15 protein-coding genes are annotated in these 20,129 nt (G+C 49.8%); 7 read left to right on the top strand and 8 right to left on the bottom strand.

Annotated features, from left to right (window positions below):
- Window positions 1-227: 227 nt before the first annotated feature.
- The 6 genes from QUB14_RS05205 to QUB14_RS05180 all read left to right on the top strand — a co-directional run bounded on the left by QUB14_RS05205 (window position 228) and on the right by QUB14_RS05180 (window position 7,488).
- The gene (locus tag QUB14_RS05205; protein WP_333215410.1) at window positions 228-1,799 is read left to right on the top strand and encodes a protein kinase domain-containing protein; all 1,572 of its coding nucleotides are present in this window, start codon (window positions 228-230) and stop codon (window positions 1,797-1,799) included.
- 520 nt (window positions 1,800-2,319) lie between these two features.
- Window positions 2,320-2,652, top strand: a complete 333-nt coding sequence (locus tag QUB14_RS05200) for a DUF6825 family protein (RefSeq protein WP_333215412.1) — start codon at window positions 2,320-2,322, stop codon at window positions 2,650-2,652.
- A 111-nt stretch (window positions 2,653-2,763) separates the two neighbouring features.
- A complete protein-coding gene (locus tag QUB14_RS05195) occupies window positions 2,764-4,530 on the top strand; it encodes an AarF/ABC1/UbiB kinase family protein (RefSeq protein WP_333215414.1) in 1,767 nt (588 codons plus the stop codon).
- A gap of 418 nt (window positions 4,531-4,948) precedes the next feature.
- The gene (locus QUB14_RS05190; protein WP_192808480.1) at window positions 4,949-5,680 is read left to right on the top strand and encodes a PP2C family protein-serine/threonine phosphatase; all 732 of its coding nucleotides are present in this window, start codon (window positions 4,949-4,951) and stop codon (window positions 5,678-5,680) included.
- 75 nt (window positions 5,681-5,755) lie between these two features.
- The gene (locus QUB14_RS05185) at window positions 5,756-6,958 is read left to right on the top strand and encodes an anhydro-N-acetylmuramic acid kinase (RefSeq protein WP_333215416.1); all 1,203 of its coding nucleotides are present in this window, start codon (window positions 5,756-5,758) and stop codon (window positions 6,956-6,958) included.
- An 80-nt stretch (window positions 6,959-7,038) separates the two neighbouring features.
- Window positions 7,039-7,488: a hypothetical protein gene (locus QUB14_RS05180; protein ID WP_006635254.1), complete on the top strand. Its 450-nt coding sequence runs from the start codon at window positions 7,039-7,041 to the stop codon at window positions 7,486-7,488.
- A gap of 432 nt (window positions 7,489-7,920) precedes the next feature.
- On the opposite strand, the gene QUB14_RS05175 is transcribed toward QUB14_RS05180, so the two are convergent.
- The 8 genes from QUB14_RS05175 to grpE all read right to left on the bottom strand — a co-directional run bounded on the left by QUB14_RS05175 (window position 7,921) and on the right by grpE (window position 16,765).
- Window positions 7,921-8,118, bottom strand: a complete 198-nt coding sequence (locus QUB14_RS05175) for an NblA/ycf18 family protein (protein WP_006635253.1) — start codon at window positions 8,116-8,118, stop codon at window positions 7,921-7,923.
- 491 nt (window positions 8,119-8,609) lie between these two features.
- Entirely contained in the window at window positions 8,610-9,389 is a 780-nt protein-coding gene (locus tag QUB14_RS05170) for a biopolymer transporter ExbD (RefSeq protein WP_333215418.1), read from the bottom strand.
- A gap of 15 nt (window positions 9,390-9,404) precedes the next feature.
- On the bottom strand, window positions 9,405-10,190 hold the full coding sequence (locus QUB14_RS05165) for a MotA/TolQ/ExbB proton channel family protein (RefSeq protein ID WP_333215420.1): 786 nt from the start codon (window positions 10,188-10,190) through the stop codon (window positions 9,405-9,407).
- A 244-nt stretch (window positions 10,191-10,434) separates the two neighbouring features.
- Complete coding sequence (rsgA, locus tag QUB14_RS05160; RefSeq protein ID WP_333215422.1) at window positions 10,435-11,685, bottom strand: ribosome small subunit-dependent GTPase A; 1,251 nt, start codon at window positions 11,683-11,685, stop codon at window positions 10,435-10,437.
- A complete protein-coding gene (locus QUB14_RS05155) occupies window positions 11,682-11,972 on the bottom strand; it encodes a sulfurtransferase TusA family protein (RefSeq protein WP_190660391.1) in 291 nt (96 codons plus the stop codon). Before QUB14_RS05155 ends, rsgA begins: the two co-directional genes overlap by 4 nt.
- Window positions 11,973-12,263: 291 nt before the next feature.
- Complete coding sequence (dnaJ, locus tag QUB14_RS05150) at window positions 12,264-13,394, bottom strand: molecular chaperone DnaJ (protein ID WP_333215424.1); 1,131 nt, start codon at window positions 13,392-13,394, stop codon at window positions 12,264-12,266.
- 132 nt (window positions 13,395-13,526) lie between these two features.
- Window positions 13,527-15,680: a molecular chaperone DnaK gene (dnaK, locus tag QUB14_RS05145; protein ID WP_333215426.1), complete on the bottom strand. Its 2,154-nt coding sequence runs from the start codon at window positions 15,678-15,680 to the stop codon at window positions 13,527-13,529.
- 290 nt (window positions 15,681-15,970) lie between these two features.
- Entirely contained in the window at window positions 15,971-16,765 is a 795-nt protein-coding gene (gene grpE / locus QUB14_RS05140) for a nucleotide exchange factor GrpE (RefSeq protein ID WP_333215428.1), read from the bottom strand.
- Between the two features lie 1,291 nt (window positions 16,766-18,056).
- Between grpE and QUB14_RS05135 the strand changes: the two genes are divergently transcribed.
- Window positions 18,057-20,063, top strand: a complete 2,007-nt coding sequence (locus QUB14_RS05135; protein WP_333215430.1) for a GspE/PulE family protein — start codon at window positions 18,057-18,059, stop codon at window positions 20,061-20,063.
- Window positions 20,064-20,129 lie beyond the last annotated feature (66 nt).

Raw genomic sequence — 20,129 nt, 5'->3', positions numbered from 1 at the left:
TATTGAAGGCGGTTGAAACCGCTGCCGACTTATCCCCGTGTCTAAAGCCAGGGGCTTGCGTCTCGTTCTTCGGTCAAGCTTCATAGTTATGGTAAATTATCACAAATCATATAGGATTGCTATAGCAGAGCTAAAGCTCAAACTAGGGCGCCGATCGAACCTCACCCCTAACTCTGCGAAATAACCCAAAGGCGGTAGCATAGTTTGGGAAACGGCATCAACTGAAGATGAACTTAGCGCCAGCAACAGTCCTGCAACAGGGCAAATACAAAATTAACGCGACTTTAGGGATAGGAGGGTTCGGCATCACTTACCGAGCTATCCACACCCATTTAAACCAAACCGTCGTACTCAAAACCCTCAACGAAAGTCTGCGCCAACACCCAGAATCTGCCCAATTTCAACAGCAGTTTATTGCCGAAGCCCAACGGCGATCGCGGTGTCAGCATTTCAACATAGTCAGGGTAATCGACTTTTTTGAAGAAGCCGGACAGTCTTTTATTGCAATGGACTACATTCCGGGCCAAACTCTCGCCCAAATAGTCGAAACCGATCAGCCGCTGTCAGAAGCCCAGGCCCTTCACTATATTCGGCAAATAGCCTCAGCCGTAAGTACAGTGCACCACAGCGGATTGCTGCACGGAAATATCAATCCAGAAAATATTATCCGGCGAGCCGATTCTCACGTAGTAATGTTAATAGATTTCGGAATTGCCCGCGGCTTTACCGCCGGCACCAAACAAACCCACACTAACTTGCTCTCCCCCGGGTACGCGCCGCTCGAACAATACCTCTATGACGGTAAATGTACACCGGCCACTGACATCTACGCGATCGCAGCCACCCTCTATTACTTACTCTCCGGCGTGGCGCCCGTAGCAGCACCCCTGCGCGATCGCATTCCCTTGACTGAGTTACGGCAATTTCAGCCCAACCTCAGCCCAAGAATCGAGCGAGCCATCCTTCAGGGACTCGAAATCGACCCCCACAACCGCCCTCAGACAGTGGAAAATTGGCTCACCATGCTGCAAGAAACAGAGCGAGTATCAGTAAAAAGAAAAGGCAAGCAAAGTCTAAGATTGCCCGCACCTCCCCCGCCGCAGTTGACTTTTCTGGCGTTTCTCGTAACGGCTGCAATTGCAGGCTGGATGGGTTTTGACCTAGCATGGCACTACAACAGCACCAGTCTCAGCAATCGTCCCAAAATTGAATCCTTCCCATCTCTGGAAGATTTGCTCAAATCCCGCGATTTGTCAGGGCCGATGTTCGGGCAGCCGTCTGTCGAAAGCAGCCCTCTCTACCCGATCGAACTCAACAAGCTCCCCAAACCCTCCTTAGACAGCACCAACATTCCCGAACAGATCGACGATCCCTCAGAAACGAGCGCACAACCTTCTGAGTCTCCAAGCCAGGAAACTCCCGCCCCAGAACCCGAACCGGAACCTGAGCCATCGCCGACGCCCGAACCCGCAGAGGAGCCTTCTGAGTCCCCCATTCCAGAGCCTCAAACCGAAACCGAGCCAGCTCCCCAACCAGAAGCCGCACCAGTACCAGAAGTTGCGCCCCTGCCTGCAGAACCGCCCGCCGCGCCCGCCCCGCCTACCCCTGAGAGTGCTAGCGCTGAAACCTTGCCGCCGTCGGAATCCGCGCCGCCAGTAATAGCCTCGCCCATCGAGCGATCGCCTGAGCCTGCGATACCGAGCAGCAGTGCCAACAATTCAGATAGTTCGATCGCACCTGATTCACCACCCCCTGTAGCAGATCCCACGATGCCTTTTCCCGAACCTGCGACAAATTAGTAGGGTTTTTGTTGGTTCAAAGTGCGGACAAATACTTGGTTTTATGAGTCAGCAAATATCCGCTCAGTAGTTGAGATAATAAGGCCCTACCTAGCCAACGACTATATTCCAAAAACTTCGGTCGAATCTGAAAATCCCAACAGTCGCTGTCTGAGTTTATCGAATATTTCCTATTCCCTCTGCAATCCAAATGCCCGCAAAAAAATGCAGGACTGTTTTCTATTTTGATTTAAATTATGTTAGAATATGTGCGCGGCGCTGAGGTGGTGTGATGTCGCGTATTAATACTGCCAAGCTGCAAACATTTTGGTACAAAGCAACCCCAACCTCGAATTTGAGCAAGTGTAAGCGAGGCTTTTGCGCTAACCCGTGGCGCGTTAGACTGTTCTAACTCTCAACAATCCCATCCCCGACACTCGGGGTGCGAGTGTCAATTCCCCCAAACTTCCTTCCTTTGGGAGCAAGCATCATCGGGGACAAGCAAGTTATAATTTGTTGCGGAAGCGCACAGAGATTTTTTATGAGTAAACCCCCAGTTCATGCTTTTTTTGTAGGCAGAGCACTTGCCGAAGCACTGTACGAGCAATTAGAAAGCGCAGCAACCAACGCTTTCTCTGAACTCGGCAAATTTGACGCAGAACAAAGAGAACGCTTGCGGCAGTTCACAGATCGAGTTGTGGAACGGGCAAATCGAGCTTCGGATGAGGCGATGCAGAACAGAACTGGCACTGCAAGCACCACCACCATTCAAGACATCCATCCTGCAGATTTGCAAGCGACGATTGACGAGCTGCGTGCCGAAGTGGCTCTGGTGCGATCGGAATTGCAGCGCTACCGCAGCAGTTTGCCCTAGCGCTCGATTCGACCACAACTATTATTTACTACGTGAGCGCATTGCTTTGCGCTCCTGCGCTCCTACTTCCAATCAAAGCAACAACATAAAATAAGCAATTTGGGAACCCAAGTGTCTGCTCTCCTTGATGACTCTGTTAATCGCCAGCGCTCCCCCAAGCACACTGGCGAAGCCGATGAGCCAAAAACTGCTAGTAAATCCTACAAAAGTAAAGCTTATCGCTGGAATCGCGAAAAATACTCCCGGAAGCGGCGCTTCTTCGATATTTGGTCTTTTGTCTTGCTCTGGCTGGCTTCGCTGTGGCTCGACAGCAAAAATTGGAGCTACTGGGGAGGCGTGACTGAAGAAAAGAAAGTGGCCAGACGCCGCTTTCAAGCTATCTGGGTTCGAGAAACACTCTTGGATTTGGGGCCAACTTTCATTAAAGTTGGGCAGTTATTTTCCACCCGCGCCGACTTGTTCCCGACAGAGTTTGTCGAGGAACTTTCTAAGCTGCAAGATAGAGTGCCTGCTTTCAGCTACGAGCAGTTAGAGGTAATTGTTGAGCAAGATTTGGGCAAGACAGTTCAAGAACTCTACCACAGCTTTGACCCGGTGCCTCTGGCCGCTGCAAGTCTGGGTCAGGTACACAAAGCTCAACTGCATTCGGGCCCGGAAGTGGTGGTCAAGGTACAGCGACCGGGACTGCGGAAGCTGTTCGAGATCGATTTGCAAATTCTTAAGGGAATTGCCCGATACTTTCAAAACCATCCTAAGTGGGGCCGCGGCCGAGATTGGATGGGGATTTATGAGGAATGCTGTCGCATTCTGTGGCTGGAAATTGACTATCTCCATGAAGGCCGCAATGCTGATACTTTTCGCCGCAATTTTAGCAACTGTGACTGGGTGCGGGTGCCTAGGGTTTATTGGCGGTATGCGGCTCCGCGAGTGCTGACTTTGGAATACCTGCCGGGGATTAAAATCAGCCACTACGAAGCTTTGGAAGCGGCCGGGATCGATCGTAAATTAATCGCTCAGTTGGGCGCAAAAGCTTATTTGCGCCAGTTGCTCAACGACGGCTTTTTCCACGCTGACCCACACCCCGGCAACATCGCTGTTAGTGCTGACGGTTGTCTGATTTTCTACGATTTTGGCATGATGGGGCAAATCCATTCGAACGTCCGCGAAGGACTGATGGAGACGCTCTACGGCATTGCTTCCAAGGATGGACAGCGGATTATGGATTCTCTGATCAATTTGGGAGCTTTGGTGCCTACGGGTGATATGAGTCCGGTGCGCCGCAGCATCCAGTATATGCTCGACCACTTCATGGACAAGCCTTTTGAAAATCAGTCGGTGAGCGCGATTACGGACGACCTTTACGATATTGCCTACAACCAACCTTTTCGCTTCCCAGCTACTTTTACTTTTGTAATGCGAGCTTTTTCCACAATCGAAGGGGTGGGCCGAGGTTTAGATCCCGAGTTCAACTTTATGGAGGTGGCACAACCTTTTGCCATGCAGCTTATGACTAATGGAAATGGCCATGATACAAGTAGCAGCATTTTTAACGAAATCGGCCGTCAGGCGGCTCAGGTGAGTTCGAGTGCTTTGGGTTTGCCCCGCCGGATTGAGGAGACTATTGATAAACTCGAACAGGGAGATTTGCGGATTCGCGTCCGTTCTGCCGAAACAGAGCGCTTGCTTCGCCGCATGAGCAGCGCTCAAATGGGCACGAATTATGCTTTGCTGATGAGTGCTTTTACTTTGTCGGCGACAATTTTGTTTGTCAGCAATCAAGTCTGGGCGGCTGTGGCTGTGGCAGTGCTGGCGGCGGGTGCAGGGTTTGCTATGCTGCGTTTGTTCAAGCGGATCGATCGTTTAGACAGGATGTCATAATTGTGCAATTTGAGATTGGGAAATTTCAGGTTTGAGATTTCTCGCCAGCAAAAATTTGACATCGAATGTTAAGTTTTTGCTGGCTGACCACAGATTGCTGAAATTTACAATGTTTACGCGCTGTGAGGCTAAAAACCCAGTTGCTACCTAGATTTTTCGCCAGCCAAACCTCGGATTTTGGGTATAAATCCAGTCTTGTTTTGCAGGTGCTGCTGAATTTACTGGATTTAGCAAAATTTTAAGATGGGATTACCATCATACGATCTACAATATGAGGTCAAGGAAGTGCAATTTTTCCAAAACTCGCGATCGTGGGGTGCAGAAATTTCAACTGCCGTTCGGGATTTAAGTTTTGGAAGAAAACATCTCAGCCAATTAAATCAAGCTTTCAAGTTCGATGAGTCCAATCACCCAATCTATGAAACGCTCTTTCGCAGGTAAGACAGACACAGGGCTAGTTCGTTCCGTAAATCAGGATTCGTACTACATAGACTCTGATGGGCGATTTTTCATAGTGGCCGATGGAATGGGAGGACACGCCGGAGGTCAAGAAGCCAGCCGGATTGCGACTCAGGCGATTCAATCTTATTTGCTCGAACATTGGGAAGGGCCTGAGGATTCTCCGCTGTTGTTGGAAAAGGCTTTTTTAATTGCCAATCAAGCTATTTTGACGGATCAGCTCGACCACCCCGAGCGTGCTGATATGGGAACTACGGCTGTGGTTCTAATGTTTAGGGATGAGGGCCGACCCTGGTGCGCTAATATCGGGGACTCTCGGTTGTACCGACTGCACGGCTCTCGTTTGGAGCAGATTACTGAAGACCAGACTTGGGTGGCTCAGGCTGTCAAAAGAAAGGCTCTAACTCCCGATCAGGCTCGCACTCATCCTTGGCGTCACGTTTTGTCCCAGTGTTTGGGCCGCGATGATTTGCGGGAGATAGATATTTTGCCGGTGGAGGTACAGCCTGGGGATCGCTTGCTGCTCTGCAGCGATGGCTTGACTGAAGAACTTTCCGATCCTTTGATAGCTTCGCCTCTGAAGTCGATTCGCGCCTGCGAGGGCGCTGCAAATGCTTTAATTCAAGCAGCTAAGGATAAAGGTGGACGCGATAATATTACTGTGGTGATCGTGACGATCGACCTCAAATAATATTCGCTCGCCCGATCGCACCCGACTATCTAAAATCGAAAAATCTAAAATCTAAAATCTAAAATCTAAAATTGAATGACCCGCGTTATCGGTTTGATCAGCGGCACGTCGGTGGATGGCATTGATGCTGCTTTGGTGGATGTGGTCGGTTCCCAAACAGACTTGAAAGTGCAATTGGTGGCAGGCAAGACTTTCCCTTATCCTGCTAATTTGCGATCGCAAATTCTCTCAGTTTGCAGTGGCTCAGCTTTGTCAATGGCTGAACTAGCCCAATTAGATGATGCCATCGCTCAAGAATTTGCCACGGCGGCATTGACAATTCAAGCAGAATATGAGAAAGCCGAATTAATCGGCTCTCACGGTCAAACCGTCTACCACCGACCTGCTGGGAAAGCCCAGAAAGACAGCGCCGGTGCGTTAATGGGCTACAGCTTGCAACTTGGGCGGGGCGCGCTAATTGCGGAATTGACAGGAATTACTACTGTGAGTAACTTTCGCTCGGCAGACATTGCTGCAGGGGGTCAAGGAGCACCCTTAGTGTCCATAGTTGATGCCTGCCTGCTGGCGGAACCCAACATCAGCCTCTGCATCCAAAATCTGGGGGGAATTGGCAATGTTACCTATCTTCCGGCAAGAGGAAAAGGGGAAAACAATGACGAGTCTGAGATTTTCAGTCTTGGGGAGGGCATATCGGGCTGGGATACAGGCCCGGCGAATTCCCTGTTAGATTTGGCAGTACAGCACTTCTCAGGCGGCACTAAGACGATCGACGAAGGTGGAGCTTGGGCGGCATCGGGAACTCCCTGTCAAGCTTTAGTCGAGGATTGGCTCGCATCAGAGTTCTTCCGCCAAGCACCGCCGAAATCAACGGGGCGAGAGCTATTTGGTGTAGACTATTTTGACAGGTGTTTGGTCGAGGCCCAAGGTTACAACCTCAGTCCTGCTGACGTGCTGGCTACTCTGACAGAACTGACTGTTGCCTCGATCGTTCACAGTTACCAAACTTTTTTACCGGCTATGCCCGATCGAGTTTTACTATGCGGGGGCGGCAGCCACAATCTCTACTTAAAACGCCGATTGCAATCTCAATTGCATCCAGTCCAAGTGTTGACTACTTCTGAGGCAGGCTTGAATGTAGATTTTAAAGAGGCGATAGCTTTCGCGGTTTTAGCCGCATGGCGGGTTCGGGGCATTCCCGGCAATCTGCCTCAAGTTACTGGTGCCCGGACACCGGTACTTTTAGGAGAAATTAACTCTTGTTGGCACAGTTGGGCGTGATAGCATAGAGTCTGAGGGACAACGGCTGTGCGTTGTTGCACCAGCATTGTAGCCAGCAGGAAAAGCATAGGAACAGCACTGTGGCTCACACGTTTTTAATGGAATCTGGCCAATGGACGCTCGAAGGAAGCTGGATTGAGCGCAATGGCGTGCCAATTACGGTTAAAGGCAAAACTTTAGTGAGCTGGAACCGAACAGATTGGTTCAGTATGGTGACAAAGCTCGTATTTCCTGGAGGCGATCGCGAAGAGATTATTTTGCAGTACCGAGGACACCTCAACAGCGATGAACGGCAGTATACTTTTGTACTCCAACACAGCGAACTCGGCCGCGTCGAGGGCGAAGGTTGGATTGCTCCCCAGTCGATCGTCCAGCGTTATTGGGTATTGGGAGACGAACGCCAGCGGCGGACGGGTTTTGACACCCTTCACCGGGTTGATGACAACCGCTACTACCAATCTAGCGGCATCATGTCTGGTCATTACTTGACGAATACAATGGAGGCGACTCTGGAACGTCAGGGGGAATAACTCTTTCTAGAGTCCACATTTGCGAGTTCTAGAGATTGATGTGAAAACTGAAGGTTTGGCTAGTCGGAGGTCGCGCTCAGATGTCCGACTAGCACCATTGTTGTCAAACCTCATCCGCTGCCACTAAAGACAAATATATTGAATTTGTTAAAAATTTTAATTGGTTAAAAAATTAACACTTATTATTAATAGTTATTAAATTTTCGAGTCGAGGCGCCATAAATTATTTTTGCGCTCTCCTGTGGTCGATCGACAAACTGCTTAGCTCGACTCCGCAATTCGAGTGAAATCCACAAAGAAACTGTCCAATTTTCCTCAAGTCTCTATACAGGTCTTCTACCTTCTGCCTTCGAGTGACGCCCCATCACCCCCAACTCCTTTCCGCCTGAGGGAAGAGAGTAAGAGACGGAGGTCGCCGACTGCGACTCTTTGTTACTCAACGCCTGGGTTAGGTTCTAAACCCCAGTGGTGTTTCAGAAAATGGCGGTACATGGTTTCTCGTAGCATCATTTGCTCGTAAAGCTTGACCAAAAACTCTTGAGCTTGTTCACGGCTCATGTCACTTACCTGTGTTTTGAAGGAACACAGGCTAAATTGCTGTTCCAAAGACAATTCTGCTGGTTGGCTCATGACTTTGACTCCTCTGTAAGTAAAGGTGACTTAAAAGTGAACACCTGGATTAACCAGATTTGTAAGTTGTTTCAGCGATCCACCGTTGGTTTCGGGATGCCCGATTGCCCATCTGGCTTTCGTCTATATTACAAAAGGTAACAATCATTTGACAAAGTTACCATCTGTCCTAAGAAATACCTTACTTAGGGATAGAGATGGCGAGATGTCTGCAAAAGTTCCTTCCGCAGGCATATACAAGTGTATCTACTTGTCAAGAGAAAAAAGGCTCAGTACGAACCAAAAGAATTGAAGCCGTTTATACCAAATCCGGCGGAGAGTCTCTCCGCGATGAGGAGACGGGGAGAGGCGGAGATTGGAAGATGAGGAGATGAGGGGAGTGGAAGATGAGGAGATTGGAAGATGAGGAGAGCGGGAGATGGGGAGAGCCGGAGAATTTCTATTTCTCTGTTCTCCCTTCTTCCTTCTTCCTTCTTCCTTCTTCCTTCTAGCTAATTCGAGGGCCGGCCATCCTGGGGTGGAGTGGTCGCTCCGGGTCTGAAATTGGGAGCAGCGGGTGCAGGCGAAACAGGAGGAATGCCCTGATTTGCCCCAAAGTTGCTAGGCTGCTGTGGAGCCGGGAGAGGAGATTGAAACTGATTGGGATTGAACTGCTGCTGCCCCGGAGCGGGAAGAGGAGATTGAAACTGATTGGGATTGAACTGCTGCTGCCCAGGAGCGGGGAGAGGAGATTGAAACTGATTGGGATTGAACTGTTGCTGCCCAGGAGGCACAGGAGACGGCAGGGGTTGACCGGAATTGCCGATCGGAGGTGCCGCAGGAATGCCAGAATTCGGAAGCGAGGGATTGGGCGATGGGGAGGAAGCCGAACTAGGAAGAGTTGCCAGGGCAACTCGATCGCCCCCTACCTCTCTCAATTTGTCTAAAACCTCCACAACTTTGGCATATCTCGCATTTTGAGGAGCGTACAGCACCATCAAACCCGTAGGATTTTTACTTTGGAAACTCTTTAAAACTCGATCGAGCTGTTGGTAATTAACAGGCAATTGGTCGATATAAGTTTGCCCGAAATCGTCAATGCTGACAATCAGCATCTCTCGCATCTGCGTTTGTCCCGTCTTTGCTTTAGGCAAATCGACATTAATTGCTTGCTGGCGAGTCAGTTGCAAAGCGGCCAGCAGAAAAAACGTCAGAATGCAAAATATCACGTCAATTAAAGGCACCAGTTCTATCCGAGCCTCTTCAGCAGGAGTATCTAGATTAATCTTCATCAGTTCTCAGCAGTTTTAATTATTAGAAGGTGAATCTTCAGCCGGATCGGAACCTTTCAATTTCGGCTCCCGATTCCGTTCTCGCTCCTCTTGAGAATTGAGAGAACGCCTGTTCAAACCATCTGCACCAAAAGAAGAATTGCTGTATTCTGCACCGGGCGATCGACCCTTAGCATTAGCTGCCGGCCAGTATTGCCTGTAAAGCAATTCCAATTCATTTCCAGCTTTGCGAAATATTTTTGCCTGGTTGAACAAAAAAGCTTGAAATATCCGATAAAACGCCAAGGTAAAAATTGCTACTACCATCCCAGTAGCAGTCGTGATCAGCGCCTCGCTAATCCCCAAAGTTACGCCAGTTGTTGCCGCCGTGCCGATGTCGCCCAGACGGATAGAACTGAGCGAGTTAATCAAGCCCAGAACTGTTCCCAGCAAGCCCAGCAAAGGAGCTAGAGCGATCGTAGCTTCTAAGATTTTGTCACCGCGACGCATCGAAGCCAACTCTTCATCGGCTGCCGCTTCGAGTGCGAGTCGAAATAAATCTGGTTCGGGATTGTAGAGCCGCAGAGGTGCAGAAAGAAATCGCCCGATCGGCTGTCGGTTAGCTTGTCTGGCCATCTCGTTAGCCGCCCCCCAATCGCTGCGAGCGGCTTCAAGAATACGGTTAACAATCTGCTTTTCTTTGCTCAGAAGGCTCGCCCAAAACCACAAGCGCTCGATAATGGTACTCAAAGATAGAATCGATAACAGCAACAGGGGCCACATGGCGGGGCCGCCTTTTTCAAACAGTTCTTGAATATTCACAATATTTTTGCTCCTGCAGTACCCGCTAACTTTTGCTTCTGTTCTACTTTTTTTAACAAATCTAAGGCCATTTAATTTTAGCTATTAATGTACTCAGGACTTACGCACTCGCCACTAAAGACACCGGCTGCATGGGAACGGGCTCCGAGGACTGCAACCTCTATATTTTCCTCGCTCGAACCCAGTTTCGGGGTAAGTCTGGGTACTGTTTTCTAGCGCCTGCAGGCCATGGGCGGCGACTTCCTCACAATTCCTCTAAGTCTTGACACATATCTTGGAGTGACTGGTGTTGAAGACGGCGGGAAGAGCGGCGATATTTTTTAGTTTGCAGCTTCGGTTCGTAATGCTGCGTACCATCCGACTTGGTTTGCTGCTTCAAACTCGATTCGGCGCTGCTGGAGTTTTGCAGAGCTTGTTGGCGGACGATCGCCTCTTCGAGAAACTGCAAGTAATACTCATAGCGCTCCCAAGCGCCCCGCACGACACAGTTAGGCTCGTCTCGGTGCGAACAGTCGCTAAACTGGCAGCTACCCAAAGCCAGCCTCTGGCGCGCTTCTGGGAAATATTCCGCTAATTCTGAGGGATCGCATTCGAGAGCCGGCTGATTAAAGCCCGGAGTATCGGCCAAAAGTCCGCCGCCGGGGAGTTCAAATAGTTCGACGTGACGAGTCGTATGGCGCCCGCGGCCGAGTTTGCCGGAAACAGCGTTCACTCGGAGATTCAGCGCCGGGATCAGTTGGTTGATCAAGCTGGACTTGCCAACCCCAGAAGGGCCACAAATTACCGTTATTTTCCCTTGCAGGTGGTCTAGAAGCAAGTTCGGCAACGGGCTATGTACGGGGTTTAACGGATGTAACGGCTTGAGCGAATTGGGAATTTGAGGGTTATCCTCAGAACTCAGCATAGATGGCTCTATTTTCTCCACTAAGTCATGGAAACCTGGTTCCGCTCCAGAAACTTCATTTTGATCGTTAGCCGGGGCTTCCTGAACTCCGGCACCGCTGCGGACGCTAATAAACATTGGTTCGTAGCCCCAGCCGCCAAGCCGATCGCGCCACTGTTCCAACTCATTGGGCGTGACCAAATCGCATTTGTTCAGGCACAAACTTACCTCTAAACCTGTAGATTCGGCCTTGACTAAAAACCGAGTTAATGACGCGGGATCTAAGTCTGGTTCAGCAAGGGCAAAAACAAGGAGAATGCGATCGGCATTAGCTACAGGCGGGCGGTTGAGTTCTGTTTGGCGCGGGAAGACTTCAGAAATTGCTCCCCGGCGGTCAGTCCAGTCCGGTTCGTCTACCACCACGCGATCGCCCACCATCACCTGTTGACCAATTTTTTTGAGTCTAGTGCGACGAGTGCACAGGAGAGTCGGAGAATCCGCGAGGGGAGCATTTTTCCCGTCAATGGAGACTTCGGGATCTAACCTCACTTGATAGAAGTTAGCCTGAACAGCAATTACAGTACCGACGATCGAGGGCGAATTCAGGCTCATCCTGCTTCCTTGTCTTCTGGGCGCTGCACTTTCATTGAAAAAAAGCCAGACTCCGGCTCATCCGCGACAAATTGCGTTTCCAGAATCTGGTAGCCTTCCATTTTGAGACTATCGGGCACTTGTTCGATCGGCTCCCCAGCATCCAGCCACACTTCCAAAACAGCACCCGGTGCCATTTGCTCCAAGCGCAGTTTAGTGCGAACAAAATTCAGAGGACAGGGGGTACCCCGCAGATCGATTTTGGCATCTGGGGATTTGGGAGTTTCAATTTTCGATGTTGAATTCATAATGCTTTTTGCAATCTCCAATCCTGAAAGCCTTAGTTTTTTAAATAAGTTGGATGGACACGGGAGAATCTCAAATTTTGTGTCCAATTGGACACAGACTATTATTCTTTCTGAAAAAAGTGAGCGCCATGGCGCTCACTTTTTTCAGCGCTGCTGAAACCGAATGCCTAGGAAGCGTCCCACCTGAGATTTTTGTGAGCAATTCCACACAATTTTTTGACAGATACTAAAACAAATTGCCGGGGAATCCTCAAACAGGAAAATTTGACACCAAGTGGTGTCAAAAATTGCTTATTTCTGAAACAAATTACCCAGAAACCCTTCCAAGCCGCCTTTACCGGTACGATCGCCCTTCAGCTTAGCAAGCTGCATCAGCAATTCCCGTTCTTCAGCCGTCACCTTAGTCGGAATGTCAATAGACACCGTAACCAAATGATCGCCGCGACTGACTGGATTTCCCAACCGAGGCACCCCTTTTTTCTCCAAAGTCAGAACTGTATTCGCCTGAGTTCCGCTAGGGATCAACAATTCGGTCGGCCCGTCTACGGTTTCCACTTCCAACCGGCACCCTAAAATTGCTTGCAAATAACTAATCTTAACTTCCGAGCTAACGTTAGTGCCCTCGCGCTTAAATAGCGGATCTTCGTTCACCGCCAAGAACACGTAAAGATCCCCGGGCGGCCCGCCCAGTTTGCCGGCATCCCCTTCATTGGAAACGCGCAAGCGAGTACCGTTGTCAACCCCAGCCGGAATTGTGATTTTCAGCTTTTTCATCACTTCTTTCTGACCCCGGCCGCCGCAAGTTTCGCACTTATCCTCAATCACTTGCCCGGTGCCGTTGCAAGTAGGGCAAACTGAAACTTGAGTAAAGCTGCCGAAAGGAGTGCGGGTAGCGCGTCGGACTTGACCACTGCCGGTACAAGTCGAGCAGGTTTGGGGTCTGGTTCCCGGTTTCGCGCCAGTCCCGGTGCAAGTTTCGCAGGTTTCTAGATGCTTGATGCGGAGTTCTTTTTCCCCACCAAACACTGCTTCCCGAAAATCCAGCCGCAAATCGAGTCGCAAATCGTCTCCGCGCACCGGCCCGCTGCGCCTGCGACCTTGCTGTTGTTGGCCACCCACGCCTCCCTGAAAACCCTGAAAGAAGCTTTCAAAAATATCGGCAAAGCTGTCACCAAAGTCTTGGAATCCCGGTGCACCTGCACCGCTGACGCCTGCTTCGCCGAAACGGTCGAAACGGGCGCGGGTTTCTGGTTCTGAGAGTACCTCATAGGCGCGGTTAATTTCTTTAAACCGCTCCTCGGCACCGGGTTCTTTGTTGACATCTGGATGGTACTTGCGAGCTAGGCGGCGGTAAGCACGCTTAATTTCTTCTTTGTCTGCGCTGCGAGAAACGCCTAATATTTCATAGTAATCACCGGCCATAGAGCTGCTTGCCTGGAGGTAAATAACAAAAAGTGTACGAAAAAGAAACGGGCGACCTTTCCTGAAATTACAGATTAAAAATCAAAAATTCTCATTGTTAATTTTTAACTTTTAATTGTTAGCTTTTCAGTTTTAAAGGAAAGGATTCATATCATCAACTTCTGGTTCGGGAACCTTCTGTTTTTGTTTTGACTGTGGATTTGACTGTGGACTTGACTGTGGATTTGACTGTCGTTTTGACTGTCGTTCCGGCTTTGGTTCCGGCTTGGATTCCGCCTTTGATGCCGCCTTTGATTCCGGCTTTGGTTCCGGCTTTGGTTCCGGCTTTGGTTCCGGCGGAGCTTGGGGCGCCACCAGCAGCTCTTCTTCCACCAAAATACTGTCGTCGTCCGCTTTAACCTCTTCTGGTTCTGATGATTCTACTTCTGACATCATCTCGCTTTCACCAACAGATCCTGACGGGGCTACCCCGCTGCGGGCTTGGTCGTAGACTGCTGTCCCCAGCGAGTATAGCAGTTGCTTGAAAGATTCGATTGCGGGCGTGAGTTCCTCGACTGTGATGTCGGGGTTAGTCATCGTTGCTCGCAAGGCTGCTGCGGCTGTTTCCGCTTCTGCCTTGAGCTCGTCGCTCAGCAGTTGCGCGTTGGTTTTTAAAGTTACACCACAATTATAGACGAGGGAGTCAGCTTGATTTTTGAGTTCGACCAGTAGAGCGCGCTTGATGTCCTCGTCGGCGTAAAGTTCGGCTTCTTGTCGCATCCGCTCGACTTCGGTTTCGCTCAATCCCCCTGTATTGGAAATTTGGATGCTTTGTTCTTTTCCGGTTCCCTTGTCTTCAGCAGCCACCTTGAGAATCCCGTTGGCATCGATTTCAAAGGTAACTTCGATTTGAGGTACGCCCCGGGGAGCTGGGGGTATGCCTTTGAGCAGGAACTTGCCGAGACTTTTATTGTCTTTAACCAATGCCCGCTCGCCTTGGAGCACGTGAATTTCTACCGAGGTTTGCCCGTCTGCCGCCGTGCTGTACATTTGCGATCGGCTGGTGGGAATAGTTGTATTGCGCTCTATTACTTTCGTAAACACCCCGCCCAAGGTTTCGAGCCCCAGCGAGAGCGGCGTCACATCCAGCAGCAGCAAGTCTTTGACTTCACCGCCCAACACCCCGGCTTGAATTGCCGCGCCTACCGCTACAGCTTCGTCGGGATTGACCGATTTATCGGGAGAAACGCCCCCAAAATACTTGCTAATTGCCTTTTGAACTGCCGGAATCCGGGTTGAGCCTCCCACTAAAATAATTCTGTCTATGTCTTTGGGGGTCAAACTTGCGTCTTTGAGGGCTTGAGTCACCGGATCGATCGTCGCTTGCACCAAATGAGCCACCAGTTTTTCAAACTGAGCTTTGGAGAGTTCCATTTCCAAATGCTTCGGCCCTTTCTCGTCAGAAGAGATGAAGGGCAGATTGATTGAGGTGGATTCTCGGTTGGAGAGTTCGATTTTCGCTTTTTCGGCAGCTTCTCGGAGGCGCTGCAAGGCCATTTTGTCTTGTGAGAGGTCAGTGCCTTCTTGAGTCCGGAAAGCTTCTACGAGCCACTGGACTATGCAGTCGTCAAAGTCATCTCCTCCGAGATGGTTGTTGCCGGAGGTAGCGTTGACTTCAAAAATTCCGTCTCCCAGTTGCAGGATCGAAACGTCGAAAGTACCGCCGCCCAGGTCAAAGACCAAGATTTTCTGTTCTATATTTTGCTTGTCCAGCCCGTAGGAAAGGGCTGCCGCCGTCGGTTCGTTGACGATCCGCAGGACTTCTAGGCCCGCGATCGTACCGGCGTCTTTGGTAGCTTGCCGCTGGGCGTCTGTGAAGTAGGCTGGCACTGTAATCACGGCTTGGGTAACAGTTTGTCCCAAATAAGCTTCAGCATCTTGCTTGAGCTTTTGGAGTACCATTGCCGAGATTTCTTGGGGAGTGTGAACCTTGTTCCGAATTTGGACGTTAACGGTATCGTCTTTGCCTTTTATGCAGGTATAGGGAGTTCGGGCTCGTTCTTCTTCCGTGTCGTCCCACCGCCGTCCGATAAATCGTTTGATACTGTAGACAGTATTTACAGCATTAGTTACAGCTTGTCGCTTGGCCAATTGACCTACTAAGCGATCGCCCGCCTTGCCAAATCCTACTATACTCGGAGTTGTGCGCCCGCCCTCGGAATTGGCGATCACGACGGGTTTACCGCCCTCTAACACAGCTACGCAACTGTTAGTCGTGCCTAAGTCAATTCCAATAATTTTTCCCATAGCGCCTCATAAAACTTTGTGGGATGTTTGGAAATCTCCAACTACAGGTTGGGAGATGAAAAACGACTCAGCTTGTTTAAACAAGCATTCCCAGACTAGATTTGTAGGAAATAAACTTGATGTCCTAAAGCAATATCAAAGACTGGTAAAAACATTTTTCAGAATTTTTGGATCAAGCGCTGACCTGCTTTTAGTCATCTTTAATTAATTTGGTGAGTCTGCCACCTTGGAACCCCCGAATTCTATTCGGGGGTCAGTGACTTTGAGGAATGCAGTAGCTTGTATCCCGATTAACCTTCTGAACTATCGGGATTTTCATCTGAGGCTACCACAGATAGCCCAGCCGCTGCAACTTTCACTTTGGCGTGCCGCAAGACGCGATCGCCCAGAATGTAGCCGCGTTCTAGTTCTTGGATAATTGTTCCTTCCTCGTGTTCGTCAGTTGGCTCGCTCAGTAGAGCTTCGTGGAGGTTGGGGTCAAACTGTTCGCCTTCGGGGCGCATCGGAGAAACCCCGATTTGCTTGAGGCCGTCTACCATTTGCTTGTAAACGCTTTGGTAGCTTTTGTGAATGTTCATTTCGCCATCGGTTTGCGGCTTGATGTGCGATCGAGCGCGCTCGAAATTGTCAATTACCGGCAACAGGGGTTTGATCGTGAGACACCTTGCCTGTAAATCTAGCTCTTCTTTTTCCTTTTGGGTACGCCTGCGGAAGTTTTCAAAATCTGCTGCTAGGCGGAGATTTTGATTTTTCAGTTCTTCTAGTTGAGCGGATGCGGCTTGCAACTGAGTTTTTAAAGCCTCTTTTTCCTCGGTTACCTGCGCCAGTTCCTTCTTCCAAGGCTCCGCGGCGTCTGCAGTCGGACTGTTGGTTGAACTGCCGGTGACGGTAGGCCCCGATGCGTTTGCTGGGGTGCGATCGCCCTGAGCACTTTGATAAGCTCGAGCAAGTTCGAGCTCCCAATCCGCCGATTCGTTGGAGTTTCCTGATGCCGCCGGATTTTCGCTTCCCATTGGCGAACCCTCTGGGGTGGTTTCCCCAGTTGAGCTAGGATCTTGATCTTGCTGTTTTTCCTCGTCAATCATAAAAGCTGCGCGACAGAACCCTATCAATTCTAGCAGATACAGTTAACCCGGTAAATCTAGAGGACTCGAATTGACTGTGTATGGCAAAATGTGAAAAGAGGACAACTCGCCAGCTCTGGAGACATTGCTCAAAGCTTTCCATAAAATATTCAAAGGCCCGTTTAGATATTTACGTATAATATGGCAGCAATGGGGGCAACCCAACGTTTGTTGGGTCCTCATTTTTAATTAACGCGATCGCATTTACAACAAGTTTTATAAGTATATTTTGCTGTTAAGTCTACTACAATATTTCCCACCGAGGAGGCTTAATTTTTCAAGGTTTACTTAAAACGATAGTGACTTAGATTTATCATCTGTCAGGCTGTTTTGGTCGCAAGGTGAGGCTGGCATTTTTGACCATTTGCTGAGTTTCCCAAGTTGGGAGAAAAAGGAATTTGTATTGAGTGACTAAGTAGTTAGCTGTGTGCTTGTGTAAGTCAGATACTAGGTTGTTAATCTTGATGCGAATTGGGGCTGTGGTTTTCCGGATTCAATACCGCCGAAGTCGCTTGAAGTCTCGGATTTTTGCCAGCCAAATGAGAGAGATTAGTTGGTCTCGCTGAGGTGCTCATCTGTAAATACGGTTGATATCTAATTTGCCTCTTCCCAAGATTTTTGAACCCTCAACCTTACGTCACAAAGGTTCGGACACCAGGGTAGAATTAAAGTAATATTTAGTGAGCGAAAACTAGAGTTGCTCAAAATTTGCCCTGGGGGCTCATGCAGCCGACGATCGGGCAGTGACCGATCGCAGATAATTAATCAAAATATGTTTCAAAAGGGCGGTCGAAGCTTTCGTAAAAGCTATCATCACAGAACATAGCTCATCTTTAATTGAGTAGAGCTAACCGCGCCACCACGGGCGCTGTAATTTGACCAAACAATTTGGGAAAATATAACAGCGTGGGAAGGGGATAAACCCCGCCCCGCTTTTCTCTCCCGGTACGGAGAACCCCCAAGTGATGTGCCCTGACGCTATAACGAGAGTATCCCGCAAGTTAATCAGGTAAGTAAGCAACTTAGCACTCAAGGCACAAGATTTGATTGCAAGCACCGGCAACTCCCTCCAACATCTCGTCAATTTGTGGACGAAGCTTAGAGGGGACTGCGAGCTTACACTTGAGAGATAGGGATTGAGCAAGAAAATGATAGCTGATCCATAAGCAAAGAATATGGGGGTTAAAACCCCGCCTTGGTTTTCCTCTCAGCACTCTTTGTGACTGAGTTTCCCACCTATTGAGTGTTTTTTATGACTAGCACATCCCCGCTTCGCTCCACATCCATAGTTTCTGTGAGCCAATTTCCTCCGGCTCTCACCAAGATGATTCTGTCGGGTTACGTCAACGGCGAGCAAGTGAAGCAAGCTCAAATTGAAAGCCAGAAGTCGGGCAAGCGTTTGACGGAGGTACTAGAAGCACTTACCGGGCAGCCGTTACCCCCAGAATTGCTGCGACTTTACAAGAAGCAGCAGATGTTTGAACGGAAGATAGTCTACGGGGTTGAAGCATTTGACCCGGAGATGAGCGAAATGTCTAACGAGCAACTCGGAGTTATGCTCGACGCGTTGAAGATTTCGATCGACATTTGTCACCAAGGTCGGTTTTTACCCGTAGCTAAGACTGAAACTGAGCCGGCGGCGGTTTTAGTGGCAATGGTAGATCCCGACAACCTCAACGCTATAGAAGATTTGCGGCGGATTTTACAGCCTCACGGCTTGGCTTTGCAGCGACGGGTGATTACGCCAGACGACTATCAGGACATAACTTCTGCCTATCAAGAGGACCAAGTTAAGGTAGCAGCCAAAATGGCAGCAGCCGAAAAGCAGAGAAAGATGGATTTAGGGGAGGGAGATTTTGGCGAACTCTCGCTAGAAGAGGAGAGTGCCGACCAAGAAGACCTAGCTAACACCTTGGACGATGCTGAGGCCGCTCCGGTAATTAAGGCGGTCAATATCATTTTGGCTAAAGCTCTGTCGGAAAAGGTGTCTGACATCCACGTAGAACCTCAAGAAGAGTTCATGCGGATTCGGATGCGGAAAGACGGGGTGCTGCAAGAGTATTTCCGGTTTCCCAAGCAGGTAGTCGCATCGATTACGGCTCGTTTCAAGATTATTGCCAACCTGGATATTGCCGAACGCCGCCAAGCTCAAGACGGCCGCATCCGCCGGGTATTTGAGGGACGCACGGTGGATTTCCGGGTGAACAGCTTGCCTTCGCGGTACGGCGAAAAAATCGTGCTGCGGATTTTGGACAGTTCCAGCACTCAGTTGGGCTTGGGTTTGTTAATCTCCGACCAAGAAACTCTGGCTTTAGTGCGAGAGAGTGCTAGCCGTCCGTTTGGACTGATTTTGGTGACGGGCCCGACGGGTTCGGGCAAGTCAACTACTCTCTACTCGATTCTGGCGGAACGGAACGATCCGGGGGTTAATATCAGTACGGCGGAAGACCCGATCGAATATGCTTTGCCAGGAATTACCCAATGTCAAGTAATTCGGGAAAAAGACTTGACTTTTTCCAACATTCTGCGGGCATTTTTGCGGCAAGACCCTGACGTGATGCTGGTGGGGGAAACGCGGGACAAGGAAACGGCCAAAACTGCTCTGGAAGCTGCTTTGACGGGACACTTGGTACTGACGACGCTGCACACGAATGACGCGGCTGGGGCGGTCGCGCGTTTGGCGGAAATGGGCGTAGAACCGTTCATGGTTTCGGCCGCTCTGTTGGGCGTGTTGGCTCAGCGTCTGATGCGGCGCGTTTGCGACAAATGCTGCACTCCTTACCAGCCTACTGCCGCAGAACTCGGCAAGTACGGTCTGTCTGCTTCTCAAGAAATTGATCTGACTGTTTACAAAGCCAACACCGTACCGGTGGAGCAAAGGAAGGAACTGGCAGAACGCGAGGAACTTTGTCGGAAGTGCGGCGGCCTAGGCTACAAAGGACGGGTAGGGGTTTACGAGTTCCTGAAAAATACTGAGCGGCTTCAAACCCTGATCACTCAAGGAGCTCCCACAGAGCAGATTAAGGAAGCAGCAGTAGAAGAAGGGATGAAAACGTTGTTGGCTTACAGCTTGCAGTTGGTGCGGGAAGGCGCGACTACCTTTGAAGAAGTCGAGCGGGTGACGTTTACTGACTCGGGCCTGGAGGCGGAAATGAAAGCCAAACGCAAGCAGGGACTTACCTGCAAAACTTGTCGGGCGGAATTGAAGCCGGAGATGTTGGATTGTCCTTACTGCTTGACGCCACGCTTTTTGGATTGATTCAGCAGCAGTTAACTGTTGACTATTAACTGTTGACTGTTAACTGAGCTAGATTGGTCAATAACT

This window comes from Microcoleus sp. B3-D2, assembly GCF_036705345.1.
GTDB lineage: Bacteria > Cyanobacteriota > Cyanobacteriia > Cyanobacteriales > Microcoleaceae > Microcoleus.
The sequence above is the reverse complement of the archived record's forward strand: the minus strand, read 5'-3'. Positions and strand labels throughout refer to the sequence as shown.

Excerpts from the sequence above, each read along its gene's own strand:
- QUB14_RS05205 (WP_333215410.1), top strand. The coding sequence starts at position 228 with ATGAACTTAGCGCCAGCAACAGTCCTGCAACAGGGCAAATACAAAATT.
- QUB14_RS05200 (WP_333215412.1), top strand. The coding sequence starts at position 2,320 with ATGAGTAAACCCCCAGTTCATGCTTTTTTTGTAGGCAGAGCACTTGCC.
- QUB14_RS05190 (WP_192808480.1), top strand. The coding sequence starts at position 4,949 with ATGAAACGCTCTTTCGCAGGTAAGACAGACACAGGGCTAGTTCGTTCC.
- QUB14_RS05185 (WP_333215416.1), top strand. The coding sequence starts at position 5,756 with ATGACCCGCGTTATCGGTTTGATCAGCGGCACGTCGGTGGATGGCATT.
- QUB14_RS05175 (WP_006635253.1), bottom strand. The coding sequence starts at position 8,118 with ATGAGCCAACCAGCAGAATTGTCTTTGGAACAGCAATTTAGCCTGTGT.
- QUB14_RS05170 (WP_333215418.1), bottom strand. The coding sequence starts at position 9,389 with ATGAAGATTAATCTAGATACTCCTGCTGAAGAGGCTCGGATAGAACTG.
- rsgA (WP_333215422.1), bottom strand. The coding sequence starts at position 11,685 with ATGAGCCTGAATTCGCCCTCGATCGTCGGTACTGTAATTGCTGTTCAG.
- QUB14_RS05155 (WP_190660391.1), bottom strand. The coding sequence starts at position 11,972 with ATGAATTCAACATCGAAAATTGAAACTCCCAAATCCCCAGATGCCAAA.
- dnaJ (WP_333215424.1), bottom strand. The coding sequence starts at position 13,394 with ATGGCCGGTGATTACTATGAAATATTAGGCGTTTCTCGCAGCGCAGAC.
- dnaK (WP_333215426.1), bottom strand. The coding sequence starts at position 15,680 with ATGGGAAAAATTATTGGAATTGACTTAGGCACGACTAACAGTTGCGTA.
- grpE (WP_333215428.1), bottom strand. The coding sequence starts at position 16,765 with ATGATTGACGAGGAAAAACAGCAAGATCAAGATCCTAGCTCAACTGGG.
- QUB14_RS05135 (WP_333215430.1), top strand. The coding sequence starts at position 18,057 with ATGACTAGCACATCCCCGCTTCGCTCCACATCCATAGTTTCTGTGAGC.